This window comes from Pyxidicoccus sp. M15, from assembly GCF_056858435.1.
Genome location: NZ_CM166495.1, coordinates 9,242,964 through 9,265,334, shown reverse-complemented (window position 1 = coordinate 9,265,334; position 22,371 = coordinate 9,242,964). Strand labels below are relative to the sequence as shown.

Here is a 22,371-nt window from a genome sequence, read left to right as displayed (position 1 = left end):
CTGCTCGCTGGCGGGGCAGGCCTGACCCGTGGCGGGTGCACATTGGCCCGCCTCCGGGAACGCGCGGAGAACGGTAGAGTTCACGCGTTGGCACGGGGGCCGTCGAATGGGAATGGCAAGAGCGCACGGGAATGTGTTGGACGAGTACAACGCCCTCCTCGCGAAGCAGAAGTCACAGCCACTGAGCGCCGAGCAGGAGCAGCGCATGGAGCTGCTGCGGGACGTCCTGCTGGAGCTGGGGGCGCTGCCGCCCGAGGGGAGCGCGATGCCCGCGCGTCCGGTGCGCGCGGACGCGGTGCTGGAGCTGTCGTTCGCGACGCAGGCCGACGTGGTGCGCGCGTACACCAAGAACATCGGGGCCGGCGGGCTGGCCATCAAGACGTCTCGCGTGCTGCCGGTGGGCAGCACCCTGGAGCTGCGCATCCGCCTTCCGGACGCGCCGCAGCCGGTGCTCGCGCAGGGGCAGGTGGCCTGGGCCCGCGAGGACGAGATGGGCGTGGCCTTCACCCAGCTGCCGGTGGAGGCGGAGCGCCGGCTGAAGGAGTTGATTGCGGCGGATGCCTCGCTGCTCAAGCGCGTGCGGAGCGTGCTCAAGTCGGACGTCATCGAGCTGCTCAAGACGGACGTGCGGGAGCTGGGCAAGGGCCCCGCGCCCCAGGCCGCGCGGGCCCAGGAGGTGGACACGCGGCCGGTGGCCCTGGTGCGGCTGCTGGACGCGAAGCTGATGACGCTCGTCACGGAGTTGTTCACCCAGCAGTCCCTTCGCGTCATCTCGGAGCCGGAGCCGGCGGACAGGCCCGCGCCCATCATCGTCGTCGACACGGGCACGGCGCTCGACGTGCTCCGGGCCGCGGGCCGCCCCGGGGCGCGCATCGTCATGGTCAACGTGAGCGGGCCGGACTCGCTGGTGGGCCGGCTGACGAACCTCAACCCCGCGGCGTACGTGAAGCACCCGGCCACCGCGGCCTCGGTGCTCCAGGCCGTCACCCGGCTGCTGGGGACCGCCTAGCCGCGCGAGCAGGCGAGCGCTCGCGCTTCCGCGCCCCGGCCGGGCCCAGGCTCTGGCATACAGTAGGCCCGTCCGAGGGCCGGCGCGTGGCGACGCGCGCGGCGGGGCCTCGTTATGGGACTGGGAGGCGGACGGTCATGGACTGCGACTGGCTCATCATCGGCTCGGGATTCGGCGGAAGCGTCAGCGCGCTGCGGCTGACCGAGAAGGGCTACCGCGTGGTGATGCTGGAGAAGGGCCGGCGGCTGCGCGGACCGGACTTCCCCAAGACGAACTGGGACCTGAAGCGCTGGCTCTGGATGCCCCAGATGGGCTGGCGGGGCCTGTTCAAGATGACGTTCTTCCGCCACGTCACGGTGCTGTCCGGCGTGGGCGTGGGGGGCGGCTCGCTCGTCTACGCCAACACGCTGCCCATTCCGAAGGACGACTTCTTCCAGTCCCCCTCGTGGGGCCACCTCGCCGGGTGGAAGGAGGAATTGGCGCCGCACTACGCCACCGCGCGGCGGATGCTGGGCGCCACCGTCAACCCGCTCACCACCGTCCCGGACAAGGTGCTCAAGGAGGTGGGGGAGGACCTGGGCCGCACCGACTTCCAGCCCACCACCGTGGCCGTCTACTTCGGCGAGCCCGGCGTCACCGTGAAGGACCCGTACTTCAACGGCGAGGGCCCCGAGCGCACCGGCTGCATCTCGTGCGGCGGCTGCATGCTCGGCTGCCGGCACGACTCCAAGAACACGCTCGACAAGAACTACCTGTACCTGGCGGAGAAGCGCGGCCTCACGCTGCACGCGGACACGGAAGTCACCTGGGTGCGCCCGCTGCCGGAGGGGGGCTACGAGGTGGAGGCGCTGCGCGGCGCCCGGAGCTTCTTCCGGGAGAAGGTGCGCTTCACCGCGCGCAACGTCATCTTCGCCGGCGGCGTGCTGGGGACCATGGACCTGCTGCTGAAGCTGAAGGAGCACCCGGACGGGCTGCCGCGCCTGTCGGACCGGCTGGGCGACGGCGTGCGCACCAACTCCGAGGCGCTCATCGGCGTCGTCAGCGGGCGCAAGGAGCAGGACCTGTCCAAGGGCATCGCCATCGGCTCCATCCTGCACACCGACGCGCGCTCGCACCTGGAGCCGGTGCGCTACTCGGAGGGCTCGGGCTTCTTCCGGCTGCTGATGGCGCCGCAGGTGTCCGGGGCCACGATGTTCGCCCGGCTGGCGCGGCTGTTCGGCATGCTCGCGCGCCACCCGGTGCGCTTCCTCAAGGCCTGGTTCGTCCCGGACTTCGCGCGGCGGACGATGATTCTCCTCTACATGCGCACGCTGGAAGGGCACCTGCGCATGCGGCGCGGGCGCGGGTTGACGACGGCGCTGCGCCGGGGCGTAAGGACGGGGCTTCAGGAAGGGCCCGCTCCCACCTCCAACATGCCGGAGGCGTTCGACCTGGCGAAGCGCGTGTCCGACAAGCTGGACGGCTACCCGATGACGATGGTGAGCGAGACGCTGCTGGGCATCCCCACCACCGCGCACATCCTCGGGGGCTCCTGCATGGGGGACTCGGCCGAGACGGGCGTCATCGACCACCGCCACCGCGTCTTCGGCTACGACGGGCTCTACGTGGTGGACGGCTCGGCCATCTCCGCCAACCCGGGAGTGAATCCGTCGCTCACCATCACCGCCCTGGCCGAGCGGGCGATGACGTTCATCCCCGCGGCGCTGGAGCGGCCACGCGGGGAGACGGACGCGGTGGTGGAGCCCGCGGCGAGGACCGCGGGCGCCATGGCCGCCGGGGCCCGCTGAGGGCTACAGGCGGACCTGCAGCTCGTAGCGGCGGTTCTTCGCCTTCTTGGCCGCCGTGTCGTCCGGCTTCACCAGGGGCTTCTCGGAGCCGAGGCCCACGGCGATGATTTCGTTGCGGGGCACGCCGCGCGCCACCAGCTCCTTGACGATGGCCTCCGCGCGCTCCTCGCTGAGCTTCTTGTTCTTGGCCGCGTCACCGGACGAGTCCGTGTGGCCGGAGACCTCGAACTTGTAGCTCTTGGCCCCGGCGCCATCGAGCTGCTTCTTGGCGTCGATGAGGGCGGAGGCCAGCTTCTTCAGCTTCGCGTCGCAGCCGGGCTCCAGGGTGGCGGTGCCCGTCTTGAAGCTGCACTGGTTCTTGCGGCCCTCGTCCATCAGCTTCGTGTTGACGCGCTTCTCGACGGCGCCCTTGCCGGCGTCGCCCGCGGTCTTCTTGATGGCATCCAGCGGGCTCTGCGCAAGGGCCACTCCCGGGAGGGCCAGCAGCGACACGGAGAGGCACAGGGCCTTGAGCTTCATGGAAGGACTCCTCGGTTGGGACAGGTGGAGGGTGGAACGGCGCGCAAGGCTGCCCATGCGCACCCGCCACGTCCAGCACGGAGATGTTCCCGGAGCGGGGAGCGCGGGGCCCGCTCGCCGGCCCGGTGGGCAGCGGGTGTCCGGTGTGTGCCCGGGAAAACTTGCCTCTATACGGGGTCGGAGGAGCATGGGCCGTCAGATCCCTTCGGAGAGCGAGGCAGCCGTGGGCAGCAGCAGTCGAACGGAGAGATGGCGGCAGCTCCTGTCGCCGCACCGGGTGGGCTCGGGCGCGAAGGCTCCGGTGGAGGCCGTCCCGGAGCGGCCCCTCGCGGGGGACGACGCACTCCTCCAGGACGAGCGCACCGACTTCGACCGGGACTATGACCGCATCGTCTTCTCCAGCGAGTTCCGCTGTCTGCACGACAAGACGCAGGTGTTTCCGCTCTCCACGAGCGACTACACGCGCACGCGGCTGACCCACAGCATCGAGGCGTCGTGCGTGGGGCGCTCCCTGGGGCAGCTCGCGGGCCGGGGACTGCGCTCGCGGGACGTCAAGGTGGAGCCCTCGCACCTGGGGACCATCGTGGCGGCGGCGTGCCTGGCGCATGACATCGGCAACCCGCCCTTCGGGCACTCGGGAGAGGCGGCCATCCAGCACTGGGTGGCGCAGCGTCTCGCGGAGCCGGGCTCCCTCCAGGCCGGCCGGCCGTGCCCCTTCGAGTCTCCGGCGGAGTGGAAGGACCTGGAGAGCTTCGAGGGCAACGCCCAGGGCTTCCGCATCCTCAACCGGCTCCAGTCTCGCGAGCGCCGGGGCGGCCTTCGCTATACGGCGGCCACGCTCGGCGCCATGAGCAAGTACCCGCGGCCCTCGGTGCTCCCCCATGGCCGGGCGCCGGTGAAGGGGTGCGTGTCAGAGAAGAAGTTCGGCTATTTCCAGGACGACCGCGAGCTGGCGCTGGACGCGTACCAGGCCGTCGGCCTGGTGGAGCGTGAGCCGGGGGTGTTCTCCCGGCACCCGCTGGCCTTCCTCGTCGAGGCGGCGGACGACATCTGCTACGCGGTCATCGACCTGGAGGACTCGGCGAAGCTGGGGCTCATCCCCACGAAGCTGGCGTGTGAGCTGCTGGACGCGGTGTTGCCGCCCGCGAAGGCGGACACCCGGGGGCCTCCGGCCCACCTGGAGACGCGGATGGCACAGGCCCGGGCGCGAGCCATCGGCGTGCTCATCCAGTCCTCCGTCAAGGTGTTCCTCGACAACGTCGAGGCCATGGAGGACGGGCGCTGGGAGCAATCCCTCGTCTCGGTCCGCGAGGAGGTCCGCAAGCCGCTCAAGGACATCAAGGACCTCACCCGCCGCCACGGCTACGAGAGCGAGCGGGTGCTGCAGATAGAGAGCGCGGGCTTCAAGACACTGGGCGGCCTGCTGGACATGTTCGCGTCCGCGGTGGTGACGGACACGCCCGACCGCGAGCAGAAGAAGCTGCGGCAGCTGCTTCCCCTGGAGCTGTTCCAGCGGCCGGAGCATGAGCAGACGGAGGGAAGGGCTCCCGAGTCGAGGGACGATGCCATCCGGGAAGCCCTGGCGCGGCTGTCGATGTACCAGCGCCTGCTCTGCGTGACGGACTACATCTCCGGGATGACGGACGGCTTCGCGGTGGAGCTGTTCCAGCGCCTGTCCGGCATCAAGCTGCCGACGTAGCTCATGGGCTCGCGGGCTCCAGTGCCCGCATGAGCCCGTTGAGCTTCTCCGCCAGGGTGGCGACGTTCGGCGGCTGCATCAGGGTGACGTGGTCCCCCGGCACCTCGCTCACCCTGACGCCACCCGACACCCAGGCCGACCAGCCCCCGTCCGCGGCCCTGGCGGACTCGGGGTGCGCCGAAGCCACGAGAAGCTCGGCCGTGCCCGTGTAGCGGCCTCCGGGCACGTAGCCGTCATGCGCCGCGGTGAGCCGCTCGTGGACGGCGAAGAGGCGGATGGCCTGGGACGGCTCCAGGGCCCCGGCGGCGGGCACGTCCCGCAGCCCTTCCATCACCCGCTCCATCAGCGCCGCGCCCTCCAGGCCACTCAGTTGCTCCAGCTCCAGCGGCGGGAGCTCCTGCAGCGGGAGCCCCACCATCCGGGCGAAGTCGGCCACCCGCGCCAGTGGAGGTGGCACCGGGCGGGCCTGTCCGGAGGGCGCGAGGCAGTCGATGAGGGCCAGCAGTCCCACCTGCTCGCCCATGGCCTCGAGCTGCCGCGCCATCTCGTATGCCACCACTCCGCCCAGGGACCAGCCCGCCAGCAGGTAGGGGCCCTGGGGCTGCACCTCGCGCACCTGCTCCAGGTAGAGGCGGGCCAGGGCCTCCATGGAGGCGGGCGGCGGCTCTCCGCCGTTCAGGCCGGGAGCGAAGATGCCGTGGATGGGCCGCTCGTCCCCGAGGTGACGGGCGAGTTCGGCATGGCTGAGCAGGGCCCCTCCGCCGCCGTGGACGACGAACAGGGGCCGGCGCTGGGAGGTGCCCGTGTCGAGCCGCACCAGGTTGGGCGTGCGCGGGCGTGCCTCCGGGGACGGCTGCGCCAGGGTGGCGAGCCGCTCGACGGTGGAGCCCTGGAAGAGCGCCGCCAGGTGCAGCGTCAGGCCGGTGCGCTCACGGATGAGGGTGAGGAGGCGCACGGCGAGCAGGGAGTGGCCGCCGAGGGCGAAGAAGTCGTCCTCGACGCCCACGCGCTCCAGGTTCAGCACCTCGGCGAACACCTGCGCGAGCTGCGCTTCCAGCGGGGTGCGCGGGGCGACGTACCGCGTGCGAGCCGCCGAGACATCCGGAGCGGGCAGGGCCTTGCGGTCCACCTTGCCATGGGACGTCAGGGGCAGCGCGGGCAGCACGGCGATGGCTGAGGGCACCAGGTACTCCGGCAGCTCCTGCTTGAGGACGCCACGCAGAGCGGCGGCGTCCAGCGCGCCGCCCTCCCCGGGGACGACGTACGCCACCAGCCGCTTGTCGCCGGGGGCGTCCTCGCGCACCACCGCCACCGCCTCGCGCACCGAGGGCTGCCGCGCCAGGGCCGCTTCCACTTCCCCCAGTTCAATCCGGAAGCCGCGCAGCTTCACCTGGGAGTCGAGGCGGCCCAGGAACTCCAGCGTGCCGTCGGCCAGCCACCGCGCCCGGTCTCCGGTGCGGTAGAGGCGTGCACCGGCTTCGGCGCTGAAGGCGTCGGGCACGAAGCGCTCGGCGGTGAGGCCCGGCAGGCCGAGGTAGCCGCGGGCCAGGCCCACGCCGCCGATGCACAGCTCTCCGGGCACGCCCACCGGCACGGGCCGCAGCGCTTCGTCCAGCACGTACGCGCGCACGTTGGCCCAGGGCCGGCCAATGGTGAGCCGCTGTCCGGGCGCGAGGGGCTCGGAGAGGGTGGCGCACACGGTGACCTCCGTGGGGCCGTAGGCGTTGAGCAGCCGCACGCGGCCGCCCCAGCGCTCCACCAACTCGGGGGTGCAGGCCTCACCGGCGGAGATGAGTGTCTCCAGCGCGGGGAAGTCCTCCGGCTCCATCCGCGCGAGCACGGAGGGTGTCAGGGTGACGGCGGAGATGGACTCCTCGCGCAGCAGCGCGCGCAGCGGGGCGCCGGGCATCAGCCGCTCGCGGGGCGCCAGCACCAGCGTGGCCCCGGCCAGCAGGGCGCCGAAGATTTCGGCCACCGAGGCGTCGAAGCCGAAGGCCGCGTACTGGAGCACGCGGCTGCCGGGCCGGTAGCCATGGGCGCGCCCGGCCTGCAGCGCGGTGTTGCCCAGGCCGCGGTGCTGCAACAGCGTGCCCTTGGGGCGGCCCGTGCTGCCCGACGTGTAGATGATGTAGGCCAGGTGCTGGGCCGTCACGCCCGTGTCCGGCGCGGTGGTGGGCTGCTCGCCGATGAGGGCCGCCTGCGCGTCCAGCAGGACGCGCTGCTCGCGGCCGGGGGAGAGGCTGGCGGAGAGCGTCGCGGTGGTGACGAGCACCGGAGCGGCGCAGTCGCGCAGCAGGTACGTCAGGCGCTCCACGGGGTAGCTGGAGTCCAGGGGGACGTAGGCGCCGCCCGCCTTGAGGATGGCGAGGAGCGCGATGACGGTCTCCAGCGAGCGCTCCACGCACAGGGCCACGGGCATCTCGGCGCGCACGCCCAGCGAGCGCAGGTGGTGCGCGAGCTGGTTGGCGCGGGCGTCGAGCTGGGCGTACGTGAGCTGCTCGCCCTCGAAGCGCAGGGCGGCGGCGTGCGGCGTGCGCCCGGCCCAGGCCTCGAAGAGGTGGTGGGCGCAGGTGTCGTGGGGGAAGGCGGCGCCGGTCTGGTTCCACCGCACCAGCACCTTGTGGCGCTCCTCCTCGGAGAGCAGGGACGCGGAGGCCAGGGGCGCCTCGGGGCGGGCCACGAGGCTCTGCACCAGCGTGCGGAAGTGCTCCGCCATGCGCGTGGCGGTGCCGGCCTCGAACAGGGCCTTGTTGTAGCCCAGCACGCCGCGGAAGCCGTCCGGCGACTCGGACAGGCTCAGCTCCAGCTCGAACTTGATGGCGCTGAGGTCCACCTCCATCGGCCGCAGCGCCAGGCCGGGTTGCTGCGCGGCGGAGGAGACGGCGGACGCATTCTGCAGGGCGAAGAGGATCTGGAAGAGCGGGCCGCGGCTCAGGTCGCGCTCGGGCCGCAGCTCCTCCACCAGCCGCTCGAAGGGAATGTCCTGGTGGGCGTAGGCGCCCAGGGCCGTCTCCTTCACCTGCTGGAGCAGCTGGCGGAAGGAGCCGGTGCCGTCCACGTGGGCGCGCAGCACCAGGGTGTTGACGAAGAAGCCGATGAGCCCCTCGGTCTCCCCGCGCTGGCGGCCGGCGATGGGCGAGCCGACGGAGATGTCCTGCTGGCCGCAGTAGCGCGACAGCAGCACCTGGAAGGAGGCCAGCAGCACCATGAAGGGCGTGACGGCTTCACGCTGGCACAACGCCTTGAGGGCCTGGGCCGCGGCCTGCGGCAGGTGGACCGTGACGGACGCGCCCCGGAACGTCTGCACCGGCGGGCGCGGCTTGTCGATGGGCAGCTGCAGCGGGACGTTGCCCCCGAGCTTCTGGCGCCACCAGGTCAGCTGTTCCTCGAGCACGGCGCCTTGCAGCCACTGGCGCTGCCAGGCCGCGTAGTCGGCGTACTGGAGGGACAGCTCCGGCAGGGGCGAGGGCCGGCCCTGGCTGAAGGCGGTGTAGAGCGCGGCGACCTCGCGCACCAGCACGCCCAGGGACCAGCCGTCCGAGACGATGTGGTGCATGTTGAGCCCCAGCACGTGCTCGGCCGGGGCGAGCTTCAGCAGCACGGCGCGCAGCAGCGGGCCGGCAGCGAGGTCGAAGCCCTGAGCCCCCTCGCGCGCGAGCAGGCGGCGGGCCTCCTGGGGCGCGGACTCGCCCAGGCCGCTCAGGTCCACGACGTCCAACGGCAGCACGTCCGCGGGCGCGATGCGCTGGACGGGCTGGCCCTGCTGCTCGTGGAAGGTGGTGCGCAGCGACTCGTGGCGGCGCACCAGCTCGGTGAGGGCGCGCCGGAGGGCTTCGACGTGCAACTCCCCCTCCATCCGCACGGCGATGGGCATGTTGTAGGTGGGGTTGCCGGGCTCCAGTTGGTCGAGGAACCACAGCCGCTGCTGGGCGAAGGACAGGGGCAGCGCGCCCGTGCGCGGCACCGGCACCAGCAGGGGCGGCTCGGGCCGCTCCACCAGCCCGCGCACGAGCAGGGCGCGGTAGACCTCGCGGGCACGGTGGTGCAGCTCGCGCCAGGTGAGTGCCTGGCCGTCATGCTCCGCGGCCACCGTGTCGGGCGTCAGGCGGGCCTGAGCCTGGACGAGCCGGTGCAGGCTGGCGTCCGCGGCCGTGGAGGCGTTCGGCTCCTTCCATCCGTGGAACAGCAGGTGCCGCTCGTCCTGCGTGAGGAAGGACACGCGGGAGAGCTGGTGGTCCGGATTCGCCAGCGCCGACTCCAGCAGCGCTCTCAGGTGCCCCACCATCCGCGCCGCGGTGGCTGCGTTGAACAGGTCGGTGCTGTACTCGAGCTGCCCCCTGAGCCCGTCGCCCCGGTCGCCAAGGGCCAGGGTGAGGTCGAACTTCGCCGAGCGGTGCTCGGCCATGAGGGGACTCAGCTTCATCCCCGCGCCCATCACCTCCGGCATGGGCGCGTTCTGGAACGCGAGCATCACCTGGAAGAGCGGGGTGCGTCCGGCCTCGCGCTCGGGGCGCAGCGCTTCCACCAGCTTCTCGAAGGGGACGTCCTGGTGGGCATAGGCGCCGAGCGTCATGTCCCGCACGCGGCCGAGCAGCACGCGGAAGCTGGGGTCTCCGTCCAGCTTCGTGCGCAGCACCAGCGTGTTGACGAAGAAGCCGATGAGTCCCTCCAGCTCCGCGTGCGTGCGGCCGGCGATGGGCATGCCGACGGCGACGTCGTCCTGGCCGGAGTAGCGGGCCAGCAGCGCCTGGAAGGCGGCGAGCACCACCATGGAAGGCGTGGCCCCCTCCTCACGGCACAGTGCTTCGAGTGCATCCGACAGCTCGCGCGGGAAGTGGAACGGGTGCCCGGCGCCGCGAGTCGACTGCGTCGCGGGACGCGGCTTGTCGGTGGGCAGTGCCAGGGCGCGGGGTGCACCCTGGAGTTGCTCGCGCCACCAGCCGAGCTGGGCCTCCAGTGCCTCGTCGCGCAGCCAGTCTCGCTGCCAGAGCGCGAAGTCGGCGTACTGCACCGGCAGTGGCTCCAGGCGCGCGGGGCGGCCTTCGGAGTGGGCCGTGTACAGCGTGGCCAGCTCCTGGACGAGCACGCCCATGGACCAGCCATCCGCGATGACGTGGTGCAGGGTGAGTAGCAGCACGTGCTGCTCCGCGGACAGACGCACCAGGAGCACGCGCCAGAGCGGGCCCGTTTCGAGGTTGAAGGGCTGGCCGGCCTCGTATTCGAGGGCGCGCTGAAGCGAGGCTTCGCGCTCGTCCTCCGGCAGGGCCTCCAGGTCTACCCATCCCGCGGGCAGGGCGGGGCTGGCGTTGATGACCTGCACGGGCTGGTGCTCGTGCTCGTGGAAGGTGGTGCGCAGGGACTCGTGGCGCTGGAGCAGCCCACGCAGGCCGCTGGCGAGCGCGGGCACGTCGAGCGCGCCCTCCAGGCGCACGGCGAAGGGAAGGTTGTAGGCAGCGCTCTCGGGGTCGAGCTTCGCGAAGAACCACAGGCGCTGCTGCGCGAAGGAGAGCGGCAGGGGGCCGCCGTCCTTGCGGGGACGGAGCAGGGGCTGGGAGGTGGCGGCCCGCGTGCCCGCCTGCGCCTCGATGCGTTCCGCCAGCGCCGCGATGGTGGGTGCGGCGAAGAAGTCGCGGAAGGACAGCTCCACGCCGAAGTGCTGGCGGATGCGGGAGAGCACCTGGGTGGCTGTCAGCGAGTGGCCGCCCAATTCGAAGAAGTCGTCCTCGGCGCCGACCGTGTCGAGATGGAGGACGCGGGCCCAGAGCGCCGCCAATTCGCGCTCGCAGTCGGTGCGGGGCGCGCGGGTGGTGATGCGGTCCTGGAACGCCGAGGGAGCCGGGAGCGCCTTGCGGTCCACCTTGCCGTTGGGGGTGAGGGGCAGCGCGTCCAGGCGTCCCAGGGCGGAGGGCACCATGTACTCGGGGAGCCGCTCCTTGAGGGCCGCGCGCAGGGCGTGCATGTCCAGCGACGAGGGCGCGACGATGTAGCCGACGAGGCGCTTGTCGCCGGGTGAGTCCTCACGGGCCACCACGACAGCCTCGCGCACGTCGGGGAAGGCGAGCAGCGCCGCTTCCACTTCGGCGAGCTCGATGCGGTAGCCGCGCACCTTCACCTGCGCGTCGGCGCGGCCGAGGAACTCCAGCACGCCGTCCTGCCGCCAGCGGGCCAGGTCTCCGGTGCGGTAGAGGCGTGCGCCGGGAGAGGAGGAGAAGGGGTTGGGGACGAAGCGCTCGGCGGTGAGCGCGGGCTGGCCGACATAGCCGCGGGCGAGGCCGTCGCCGCCGATGAGAAGCTCACCGATGACGCCCGGGGCCAGGGGCTGACCGGAGGCGTCGAGCACGTACACCTGGGTGTTGCCGATGGGCCGGCCGATGGGGACGGAGGTGCCGACGTGGGCGACGTCCGTCATGCGGTGGCAGGAGGTGAAGAGGGTGCCTTCGGTGGGGCCGTAGCAGGCCGTCACCGGAATGGACATTCCTTCCAGCACCCGGCGCACGTGGGGCGCGCTCACCACGTCGCCACCGGTGAGCAGCTGCTTCACCCCACGAAGGGCGGGGAAGTTGTGGTCCACCACCTGGGTGAAGAGGCCGGCGGTGAGGTGCAGGATGGTGACGCCATGCTTCTGCAGCACGGACTCCAGCTCGAGCAGGTCCGAGGGGGAGTGGGGCGGGAAGATGGCCAGCCGGGCGCCATGCAGCAGCGGCCCCCACAGCTCCAGGGTGGAGGCGTCGAAGGAGATGGGGGCGAGCAGGAGGAACGTCTCGTCCGGTCCGAGGTGCGCGTAGTCGACACCGAAGACGGTGCGCAGCACGGCGGACTGGAGCGTGCCGACCCCCTTGGGGCGGCCGGTGGAGCCGGAGGTGAAGTCGATGTACGCGAGGCTGTCGGGCAGGGCGGTGGAGGGGGGCGCGTGCGTGGGGAGGCCGGACAGCGTCACGTCCTCCAGCACCACCGTGGCGAGCCCGTGGGCCGGCAGCTTCGGCAGCAGCGCGCGCGTGGTGACGAGCACGCTCGGGGCCGAGTCCTCCAGCATGGCGGCAAGGCGCTCGCGCGGGTACGAAGAGTCCAGCGGCACGTAGGCACCACCGGCCTTGAGGATGGCGACCAGGGCCACCACCAGCTCCAGCGAGCGGTCCACGGCGAGGGCCACGCGCGAATCCGTGGACACGCCCAACCCACGCAGGTGCCAGGCGAGGGAGTTGGCTCGCTCATCCAACTGCCGGTAGGTGAGCTTCGAGTCGCCGAACTCGACGGCGACCTTGTCGGGGAAGCGGGCCACCACCTGCGCGAAGACCTCGGGCAGGGTGGAGCCGCGCGGGTACTCGGTGGAAGTCGCGTTCCACTCCACCAGCACCCGCTGGCGCTCCTCGGCGGAGAGCTCAGCGGAATCGCCAGCCTGCGCCGCGGGAAGGGGGCGCGCTTTCTCCCGTGCGGCGACTTCCTCCAGGGGGAGGACCGGCAGTGACAGCGCGAGGGCCTCGCGCTGCCTGGGCGCCGCGGGCGTGCTGCCTCCCGCGATGGCAGCGTCAATCCGGCGCGCCACTCCCTCAAGGGTGGGGGCCACGAACAGCTCGCGCAGGGGCAGCTCCACGCCGAAGGCGGCGCGGATGCGGCTGATGGCCTGGGTGGCCAGCAGCGAGTGGCCGCCCAGGTCGAAGAAGTTGTCACTGGCGCCCACGCGCTCGACCTTGAGCAGCTGGCTCCACAGCTCCGCGACGCGCTCCTCGGTGGGGGTGCGGGGCGCGACGTGGTCCTTCGCGTCGCTCGTGAAGTCCGGAGCCGGCAGGGCCTTGCGGTCCACCTTGCCGTTGGGAGTGAGAGGCATCGCGGGTAGCAGCATCACCACCGCGGGGACCATGTACTCGGGCAGGGTCTCCTTGAGGGCGGTGCGCAGCGTCGTGCTGTCCGTCTGCACGCCTTCGTGCGCCACCACGTAGCCCACCAGCCGCTTGCCGCCGGGGCCGTCCTCGCGCGCCAGCACCACGGCCTCGCGCACCGCGGGCAGCTTCGCCAGGGCGGACTCCACCTCACCCAGCTCGATGCGGAAGCCGCGCACCTTGACCTGCGCATCCGCACGGCCGAGGTAGTCCAGCGTCCCGTCCTCACGCCAGCGCACCACGTCGCCGGTGCGGTACATGCGGGCGCCGGGCACTCCGGAGAACGGGTCCGGCAGGAAGCGCTCGGCGGTGAGGGCCGGCCGGCCCGCGTAGCCGCGCGCCACGCCCACGCCGCCCACGTACAACTCGCCCTTGACGCCCACGGGCACCGGCTCGCCGTGCGCGTCCAGCACGTACGTGAGCATGTTGGCCATGGGGCGGCCGATGGAGGGCGCGCTCCCGTCCGGCTTGCAGATGGCCAGCGTGGCCACCACCGTCGTTTCGGTGGGACCGTAGCCGTTGTGGAACGTGCGGCCCGGCGCCCAGCGGCCCACCACCTCGGCGGAGACGGCCTCACCGCCGGAGATGACGGTGCGCAGGGCCGGGTAGTCCTCGGCGGGCGTGGCCGCCAGCGTGGCCGGGGTGACGCTGATGACGGTGAGCGCCTCGTCGCGAATCAACTGCTGCAGCGGCGCGCCCGGCATCAACTTCTCCATGGGTGCCAGCACCAGCGCGCCTCCGGAGCACAACGTGGTGAAGATCTCCTCCACCGACAGGTCGAACGAGAGGCTGGCGAACTGCAACACGCGGCTGCCCGGGCCAATCTCGTAGACGCCCTTCTCCTGGGTGACGAGGTTGGTGACGCCGCGGTGCTCCACGGCTGTGCCCTTGGGCGTGCCGGTGCTGCCGGAGGTGTAGAGCAGGTAGGCCAGGTGGTACGGGGCCACGCCCGTCACCGGTGCGTCGGTGCTCTCACGTGACAGCGCCTCGCGCCCGGAGTCCAGGCAGAGCGCGCGCGAGTGGAAGGACGCGGGGAAGCGCTCCACCAGTGGCGCCTGGGTCACCAGCATCACCGCGCCGCTGTCCTCCAGCATGAAGGCCAGGCGCTCGCGCGGCAGCAACGGATCCACGGGCACCCAGGCGCCGCCGGCCTTGAGGATGCCGAACAGGCCCACGACGATGTCCAACGAGCGCTCGAGGCTGAGCGCCACCCGCACCTCGGGCCCGACGCCCTGGCGGCGCAGCGCGTGCGCGAGCTGGTTGGCCTTCGCGTCGAGCTGCGCGTAGGTGAGCTGCTGTCCCTCGAAAGAAGCGGCCAGTGCGTCCGGCGCGCGGCGCACCTGGTCCTCGAAGAGCGAGTGCACGCACACGTCCGGGAAGGGCGCGGGGTTGGCGCTCCAGTCTCCGAGGATGCGCTGGCGCTCGTCCCCTGTCAGCAGCGTGAGCGCGGACAGGCGGCGCTCGGGGGTCGCCACCAGTGCCTCCACCAGCACGAGCAGGTGCCGGGCCATGCGCTCCGCGGTGGACGCGTCGAACAGGTCGACGGCGTACTCCAGCCCGCCCTGGAAGCCGTCCGCGGTGCGCGACATGACCAGCGTCAGGTCGAACTTGGCGACGCGGCTCTGGGTGGCCATGGAGCGGAACGTCAGCCCCGGCATGGACAGCACCGACGGGGGAAGGTTCTGCAGGATGAACATCACCTGGAACAGCGGCGCCTGGCGCAGGTCGCGCATGGGCTGCAGTTGCTCGAAGGGAATGTGCTGGTGGGCGAAGACGCCCAGGGCGGTATCCCGGACGCGGGCGAGCAGCTCTCGCCCCGTGGGGTTTCCATCCAGGCGGGTGCGCAGGACGAGGGTGTTGAGGAAGAAGCCGACCAGCCCCTCCAGCTCGGCGCGGTTGCGTCCGGCCACCGGCGAGCCGACGCAGAGGTCGTCCTGGCCGGAGTAGCGCGACAGCAGCAGCTGGAAGGAGGCCAGCAGGAACATGAAGGGCGTGAGGCCCTCGCGCAGGCAGAGGGCTTCCACGGCCTCGGAGAGCTGCTTGGAGAGCACCAGAGGGACATGGGCCGCCCGGGGCATGGCACGGTGCGTGCGGGGCCTGTCCGTGGGCAGCTCCAGCTCCTGCGGCGCTCCGCCCAGCTGACGGCGCCACCAGGTGAGCTGCTCCTCCAGCTCGGGGCCCTGCAACCACTGGCGCTGCCAGGCGGCGAAGTCCGCGTACTGGAACGGCAGCGGAGCCAGGGGAGAGGGCCTGCCGGCGGCGAAGGCGGCGTAGAGCTGCGCCACCTCGCGCACCATGACGCCCATGGACCAGCCGTCCGCGACGCTGTGGTGGACGTTGAGGAGCAGCACGTGCTCCTGCGCGTCGAGCACCAGCAGGGTGGTCCGCAGCAGCGGGCCGGTGCGCAGGTCGAAGGGACGCAGGACCTCTTCCTCGGACAGCCGCAGCGCCTCGGCCTGACGCCGCGCGGGAGGCAGCGAGCGCAGGTCGGTGACGTCCATGCTCAGGGCGGAGGGCGGGGCGATGACCTGGACGGAGCCGGAGGGCTCGTCGCGGAAGGTGGTGCGCAGGGCTTCGTGTCGGTGCACCAGCGCTTCGAGGGCGCGACGCAGGGCCTCCGCGTCCAGCGCGCCCGTCAGGTGCAGGGAGAAGGGGATGTTGAAGGCGGGGCTGCCGGGAGCGAGCTGGTCGAGGAACCACAGCCGCTGCTGGGCGAAGGACAGGGGCAGCGCTTGCGTGCGGGGCACGGGGACGATGGCGGGGACCGGACTCCCAGCGGCGGACTCCCGGACGGAGTCGATGCGCGCGGCGAGCTCCTCGATGGAGGGGGCCTCGAAGAGCGTGCGCAGGGGCAGCTCCGTGCCGAAGGTGGAGCGCACGCGGGAGATGAGCTGGGTGGCCAGCAGCGAGTGGCCCCCCAGCTCGAAGAAGCTGTCGTGGACACCCACGCGCGGCACGCGCAGCACCTGGGCGAAGAGGCCGGCCAGAAGCTCCTCGGTCGGAGTGCGCGGGGCCACGTAGGTGTCGGACGAGGAGGCGGCCACCGACTCCGGGGCGGGCAGGGCCTTGCGGTCAATCTTGGCGTTGGCGCTGAGGGGGAAGGCGTCCAGGCGCACCAGGGCGGTAGGCACCATGTACTCGGGCAGCCGCTGCTTGAGGAACGCGCGCAGCTCGGCCGTGTCGAGCGAGTCCGAAGCGACGAGGTAGCCCACCAGCCGCTTGTCGCCGGGCACGTCCTCGCGCGCCACCACCACCGCCTCGCGCACGCCGGAGTGGGCGCGCAGCGCGGTCTCCACCTCGGCCAGCTCGATGCGGAAGCCGCGCACCTTGACCTGCGCATCCGTCCGGCCGACGAAGTCCAGCACGCCGGTGTCCAGCCAGCGGACCAGGTCGCCGGTGCGGTAGAGGCGGGCGCCGGGCTCGCCGGAGAAGGCGTCAGGCACGAAGCGCTCGGCGGTGAGGGCCGGCTGTCCCACGTAGCCGCGGGCCACTCCGTCGCCGCCGATGAACAGCTCCCCGGTGATGCCCACGGGCACCGGCTGCCCGTACGCGTCCAGCACGTACAGCCGCGCGCTGCCGATGGACCGGCCGATGGGAACGGTGAGGCCCACCTGCTCCGCCCGGGTCAGCGGGTGGTACGTGGCGAACACGGTGGTCTCGGTGGGGCCATAGAAGGCCGTCACGCGGACGCGCAGCTCCTCCAGTGCGCGGCGCACGTGGGACGGGGAGATGACGTCTCCGCCTGTCATGACGTGCTTCACGGTGCTCAGCCCCTCGGGCTGGGCGTCCACCAGCTGCGTGAAGAGGCCGATGGTGGCCCACAGCGTGGTGACGCCATGGCGCTGGATGGCGTGGCCCAGCTCCTCCAGGGAGGGCGCGTGCGGAGGCATGACGACGAGGCGCGCCCCATGCAGCAGCGCGCCCCAGATTTCGAAGGTGGAAGCGTCGAAGGAGATGGGCGCGAGGTGGAGCAGCGTCTCGTCCGGCCCGAAGGACGCGTAGTCCACTCCCAGCAAGGTGCGCAGCACGCCCTGGTGCGTGCTTCCGACGCCCTTGGGGCGGCCCGTGGAGCCGGAGGTGAAGTCGATGTACGCGAGGCTGCCAGGGTGGGCTGTCACCGGGGGCGCGAAGTCCGGCTGGCCCTCCAGGGACACCTCTCCCATGAGGACGGTGGACAGTCCTTCGGCGGGCAGCTTCTCCAGCAATTCGCGCGTGGTGATGAGCACGGTGGGCCGCGCGTCCTCCACCATGGCGGCCAGACGCTCACGCGGGTAGCTCGGGTCGAGCGGCACGTAGGCGCCGCCAGCCTTGAGGATGGCGACCAGCGAGATGATGAGCTCCAGCGAGCGGTCGACAGCGAGCGCGACACGCGAGTCGGTGGACACGCCCAGGCCACGCAGGTGCCACGCAATCTGATTGGCACGCGCGTCCAGCTCCCGATAGGTGAGCTTCGCTTCTCCGAACTCGACGGCAGTCTTCTCCGGGAAGCGGGCCACCACCTGTGAGAAGACCTCGGGCAGGGTGGAGCCGCGAGGATACTCGGAGGCGGTGAAGCTCCAGTCCGCCAGCACCTGCTGGCGCTCGGCGTCGTCGAGGAGCGGCAGCGCGGACAGGCGCGCTTCGGGCCTGGCCACCACGCCTTGCAGCAGCACGCGCAGGTGGGTGACGAGGCGGCGCACGGTGTCTTCGCGGAACAGCGCGGTGCTGTAGCTGACCGAGCCCACCAGCCCCCGGGGCGCGTGGGTGAAGGTGAAGGTGAGGTCGAACTTGGCGCCCACGTTCTCCGTCTCCACGGGGAGCACGGACAGCTCCTCCGGGGGCGCGGAGGCGGACGGGGGCGCATTCTGCAGGCCAAGCATGACCTGGAAGAGCGGGGTGCGGCTCAGGTCGCGCTGGGGCTGCAGCTCTTCCACCAGCTTCTCGAAGGGGACGTCCTGGTGGGCGTAGGCGCCCAGGGTGGCTTCGCGCACGCGAGCCAGCAACTGGGCGAAGGAAGGGTTGTCGTGCAGGCGCGAGCGCAGCGCCAGGGTGTTGACGAAGAAGCCGATGAGACCTTCGAGCTGGGCGAAGCGGCGTCCGGCGATGGGCGAGCCGATGACGATGTCGTCCTGGCCGCTGTAGCGCGAGAGCAGTGCCTGCGTGGAGGCCAGCAGGACCATGAAGAGGGTGGCGCCGTGCTGGTGGGCAAGAGACTGGAGTGACTGGCTCAGCTCGGCGGGGAAGTGGAAGTGGAGGGCGGCGCCGGCGGAGGACTGCACGGGCGGACGCGGGAAGTCGGTAGGCAGCTCCAGCGCGTGCGGCGCGCCTTCCAGGTGCTGACGCCACCAGGACAGCTGCTGGTCCAGGCTGTCGCCGTGCAGCCAGGAGCGCTGCCAGACGGCGTAGTGGGCGTACTGCACGGGCAGCTCGGCCAGGGGCGAGGGCTGGCCCGCGGCGAAGGCCCGGTAGAGGACGCTCAGCTCGCGCACGAGCACGCCCATGGACCAGCCATCGGAGACGACGTGGTGCATGTTCAGCAACAGCAGGTGCTCACACGAGTCCAGGCGCAGCAGCAGGGCGCGCAGCAGCGGGCCGGAAGAGAGGTGGAAGGGACGCAGGGCCTCTTCGGAGGCGAGGCGGCGGGCCTCGGCCTCCCGGTCCTGATGCGAGGACAGGTCCACCACGGAGAGGTGGAAGGGCGAGTGAGGCGCGATGAGCTGGAAGGCTTCCCCGGCCTCCTGGTGGAAGGTGGTGCGCAGCGAATCGTGACGGCGGACCAGCTCGGAGAAGGCGTGCTCCAGGGCCGAGGCGTCCAGCGGGCCTTGCAGGCGCAAGAGGCGGGGCACGTTGTAGGTGGCGGTGCCGGGCTGGAGCTGGTCGAGAAACCACAGGCGCTGCTGGGCGAAGGACAGCGGGACTCGCGGGCCCACGGGCGTCGCGAGCAGCTCGGGCAGACCGGTGTCGCGCGAGGCCTGCTCCACGCGCTTGGCGAGGCCCGCGAGGGTGGGGGCTTCGAAGAGGGCGCGCAGCGGCAGCTCCACTCCGAAGGTGGAGCGGACGCGAGAGACGACCTGGGTGGCCAGCAGCGAGTGGCCGCCGAGGGCGAAGAAGTCGTCCGCCACGCTGACCTGTGGCACGCGCAGCAGCGCGGCCCAGATGGAGGCGAGGATTTCCTCGGTGGGCGTGCGAGGGGCGACGTACTCGGCAGCGGAGGACGTGGCCTCCGGTGCAGGCAGGGCCTTGCGGTCCACCTTGCCATTGGCCGTCAGCGGAAAGGACTCCAGCAGGACGAACGCTGAGGGCACCATGTAGTCGGGCAGGCGGGCCGCGAGGGCCCCACGCAGCACGTCCCCGGAGACGTCGCCCACGACGTAGGCCACCAGGCGCTTGTCGCCAGGGCTGTCCTCTCGCGCCAGTACGAGGGCTTCGCGCACCCCGGGCTGGAGCCGCAGCACGGCCTCCACCTCGCCGGGCTCGATGCGGAAGCCACGCACCTTCACCTGGAAGTCGGTGCGGCCCAGGAACTCGAGCGTGCCGTCCGCCTGCCAGCGCGCCACGTCGCCCGTGCGGTACAGGCGCGCGCCCGGGGTGTCGCCGAAGCCGTCGGGGATGAAGCGCTCCGCCGTCAGCTCCGGCCGGCCCAGGTAGCCCCAGGCCAGACCGTCCCCGCCCACGTACAGCTCGCCGGGTACGCCCACCGGCACCGGCCTGAGTGCGGCATCCAGCACGTAGGTGGTGGACTGCGAGATGGGTCGCCCGATTGAGACGGAGTGGCCCACCACTGAGTGCGCGCGAAGGGTGTGGGTGGTGGAGAAGGTGGTGTTCTCGGTGGGGCCGTAGGCGTGGACGAACACGGCGTCCGGAGTCATGCGCGCGAGGTGCTCGCGCATCCGCTGGACGGGCATCACTTCGCCACCGGACAGCACCTGGGACACGGAGGCCAGTGCCTCACCCTGGTGCAGGACCATCTGCTCGAAGAGGGCCGTGGTGAGCCAGAGCGTGGAAGGCGCGTGTTGGCGCACCAGGGCCCCCAGCTCCTCCAGCGAGAGCGCGTACGGCGGTGCGAGCACCAGACGAGCGCCATGAAGCAGCGTGCCCCAGATTTCCAGCGTGGAGGCGTCGAAGGCGACGGGCGCCGTCTGAAGGCAGACGTGCCCGGGGCCGAAGCTCATGAAGGACGCGCCGCACACCAGGCGCACCACGCCCCGGTGCGGCACCAGCACGCCCTTGGGCCTGCCGGTGGAGCCGGAGGTGAACATCACGTAGGCCAGCCCCAACGCGTGCGTCAGGGACGCGGGCGCGTGGGTGGGCTGGCGGGCGAGGAGGGCGGACTCGGAGTCCAGCAGCACGGTGCGGCCGGAGAAGGACGGCAGGCTGCCGGCGAGACGGGAGTGGGTGAGCAGCAGCGTGGCGCCCGAGTCCTCCAGCAGCAACGCGAGGCGCTCGCGGGGGTAGGCCGTCTCCAGGGGCACGTAGGCCCCGCCCGCCTTGAGGATGCCGAGCAGGCAGATGATGAGCTCGAAGGAGCGCTCCAGGCCCACGGCGACGGGAGTGCCGGAAGCGACGCCCAGCGAGCGCAGGAGCCAGGCGAGCTGGTTGGCGCGCTCGTCGAGCTGGCGGTAGGTGAGGTGCTCAGAGCCGGAGACGAGGGCCACCGCGTCGGGAGTGAGCCGGGCCTGTACCTGGAACAGCTCGTGGATGGAGGCGTCGCGCGGGTAGTCGGAGCGCGTGGCGTTCCAGGCGAGGAGCACCTGCTGGCGCTCGGCGTCGTCCATGAGCGGCAGCTCGGACACGCGTGCTTCGGGCCGGGCGACCGCGCCCCGCAGCAGCACCCCCAGGTGGGTGACGAGCCGGCGCACGGTGTCTTCACGGAAGAGCGCGGTGCTGTAGTTGACCGAGCCCACCAGTCCCTGGGGCGAGTGGGTGAAGGTGAAGGTGAGGTCGAACTTGGCGCCCAGGCGCTCCTGCTCCACGGGAAGCACGGACAGCTCCTCCGGGTGCGCCGGGGCCGCCGGGCGCGGCACGTTCTGCAAGACGAGCATCACCTGGAAGAGCGGGGTGCGGCTCAAGTCGCGCTGGGGCTGCAGCTCCTCCACCAGCTTCTCGAAGGGGACGTCCTGGTGGGCATAGGCGCCGAGTGTCGATTCCTTCACCTGCGCCAGCAGCTCGCGGAAGGTGAGGCCGGATGTCACTCGCGCGCGCAGCGCCAGGGTATTGACGAAGAAGCCGATGAGGCTTTCCAACTGGGCGAAGCGGCGTCCGGCGATGGGAGAGCCGACGACGACGTCATCCTGTCCGGAGTAACGGGACAGCAGCGCGTGAGTGGAAGCCAGCAGGGCCATGAAGAGGGTGGCGCCATGCTGGTGTGCGAGCGACTGGAGTGACTGGCTCAGCTCGGTGGGGAATTGGAAGTGGAGGGAGGCGCCGACGGAGGACTGCACGGGCGGGCGTGGGAAGTCGGTGGGCAGCTCCAGCGCGTGCGGCGCGCCTTCCAGGTGCTGACGCCACCAGGACAGCTGCTGGTCGAGGGTGTCCCCGTGCAGCCAGGAGTGCTGCCAGACGGCGTAGTGGGCGTACTGCACGGGCAGCTCGGCCAGGGGCGAGGACTGGCCCGCGGCGAAGGTCCGGTAGAGGGTGCTCAGCTCGCGCACGAGCACACCCGCGGACCAACCGTCGGAGACGATGTGGTGCATGTTCAGCGACAGCAAGTGCTCACGCGAGTCCAGGCGCAGCAGCAGGGCGCGCAGCAGTGGGCCGGAGGCGAGGTGGAAGGGGCGCTGGGCCTCTTGCGCGGCGAGGCGGTGGGACTCGGCCTCCCGGTCTTCGTGCGAGGACAGGTCCACCACGGAGAGGTGGAAGGGAGCGGGCGGCGCGATGAGCTGGAAGGCTTCCCCGGCTTCCTGGTGGAAGGTGGTGCGCAGGGACTCGTGACGGCGGATCAGCTCGGTGAAAGCGCGCTCCAGGGCGGGGGCGTCCAGCGGGCCTTGCAGGCGCAGGAGGCGGGGCACGCTGTAGGTCGTCGCGTCGGGCTGGAGCTGGTCGAGGAACCACAGGCGCTGCTGGGCGAAGGACAGCGGGGCTCGCGGGCCCACGGGCGTCGCGAGCAGCTCGGGCAGGTCGGTGTTGCGCGTGGACTGCTCCACGCGCCGGGCCAGCGCCTCCAGCGTCGGTGACTCGAAGAGGGCGCGCAGGGAGAGCTCGACTCCGAGGGCGGAGCGGACGCGAGAGACGACCTGCGTGGCGAGCAGGGAGTGGCCACCGAGCGCGAAGAAGTCATCCTGCACGCTCACCTGCGGCACGCGCAGCAGCGCAGCCCAGATGGAGGCGAGGATTTCCTCGGTGGGTGTGCGCGGGGCGATGTACTCGGCAGTGGAGGACGTGGCCTCCGGTGCGGGTAGGGCCTTGCGGTCCACCTTGCCGTTGGGTGTCAGCGGCAGGGCCTCCAGCGTGACGAAGGCCGAGGGCACCATGTACTCGGGCAGCCGGGCCCTGAGGGCCTCG

The 22,371-nt window shown here is 71.7% G+C and carries 5 protein-coding genes (1 of these 5 cut by a window edge); 3 read left to right on the top strand and 2 right to left on the bottom strand.

Annotation, left to right across the window (positions count from 1 at the left end; genetic code table 11):
* The first annotated feature begins 112 nt into the window (after positions 1-112).
* Together ACX9TP_RS34065 and ACX9TP_RS34060 are read left to right on the top strand one after the other, a co-directional pair.
* Positions 113-1,009, top strand: a complete 897-nt coding sequence (locus ACX9TP_RS34065) for a PilZ domain-containing protein (protein ID WP_482974815.1) — start codon at positions 113-115, stop codon at positions 1,007-1,009.
* A gap of 137 nt (positions 1,010-1,146) precedes the next feature.
* On the top strand, positions 1,147-2,796 hold the full coding sequence (locus tag ACX9TP_RS34060) for a GMC oxidoreductase (RefSeq protein WP_482974814.1): 1,650 nt from the start codon (positions 1,147-1,149) through the stop codon (positions 2,794-2,796).
* A gap of 3 nt (positions 2,797-2,799) precedes the next feature.
* On the opposite strand, the gene ACX9TP_RS34055 is transcribed toward ACX9TP_RS34060, so the two are convergent.
* The gene (locus ACX9TP_RS34055) at positions 2,800-3,315 is read right to left on the bottom strand and encodes an OmpA family protein (protein ID WP_482974813.1); all 516 of its coding nucleotides are present in this window, start codon (positions 3,313-3,315) and stop codon (positions 2,800-2,802) included.
* 277 nt (positions 3,316-3,592) lie between these two features.
* Here ACX9TP_RS34055 and dgt point away from each other — a divergent pair, with 277 nt between their 5' ends.
* The gene (gene dgt, locus ACX9TP_RS34050) at positions 3,593-5,014 is read left to right on the top strand and encodes a dGTP triphosphohydrolase (RefSeq protein WP_482982268.1); all 1,422 of its coding nucleotides are present in this window, start codon (positions 3,593-3,595) and stop codon (positions 5,012-5,014) included.
* A gap of 1 nt (position 5,015) precedes the next feature.
* Here dgt and ACX9TP_RS34045 read toward each other — a convergent pair whose 3' ends face one another.
* Positions 5,016-22,371 carry the 3' portion of a non-ribosomal peptide synthase/polyketide synthase gene (locus ACX9TP_RS34045; RefSeq protein ID WP_482982267.1) on the bottom strand. The gene runs 15,404 nt beyond the window's last position, so 17,356 of the gene's 32,760 nt are visible here — the last part of the coding sequence; its start codon lies off the right edge, out of view — the gene reads right to left on this strand; the stop codon is at positions 5,016-5,018.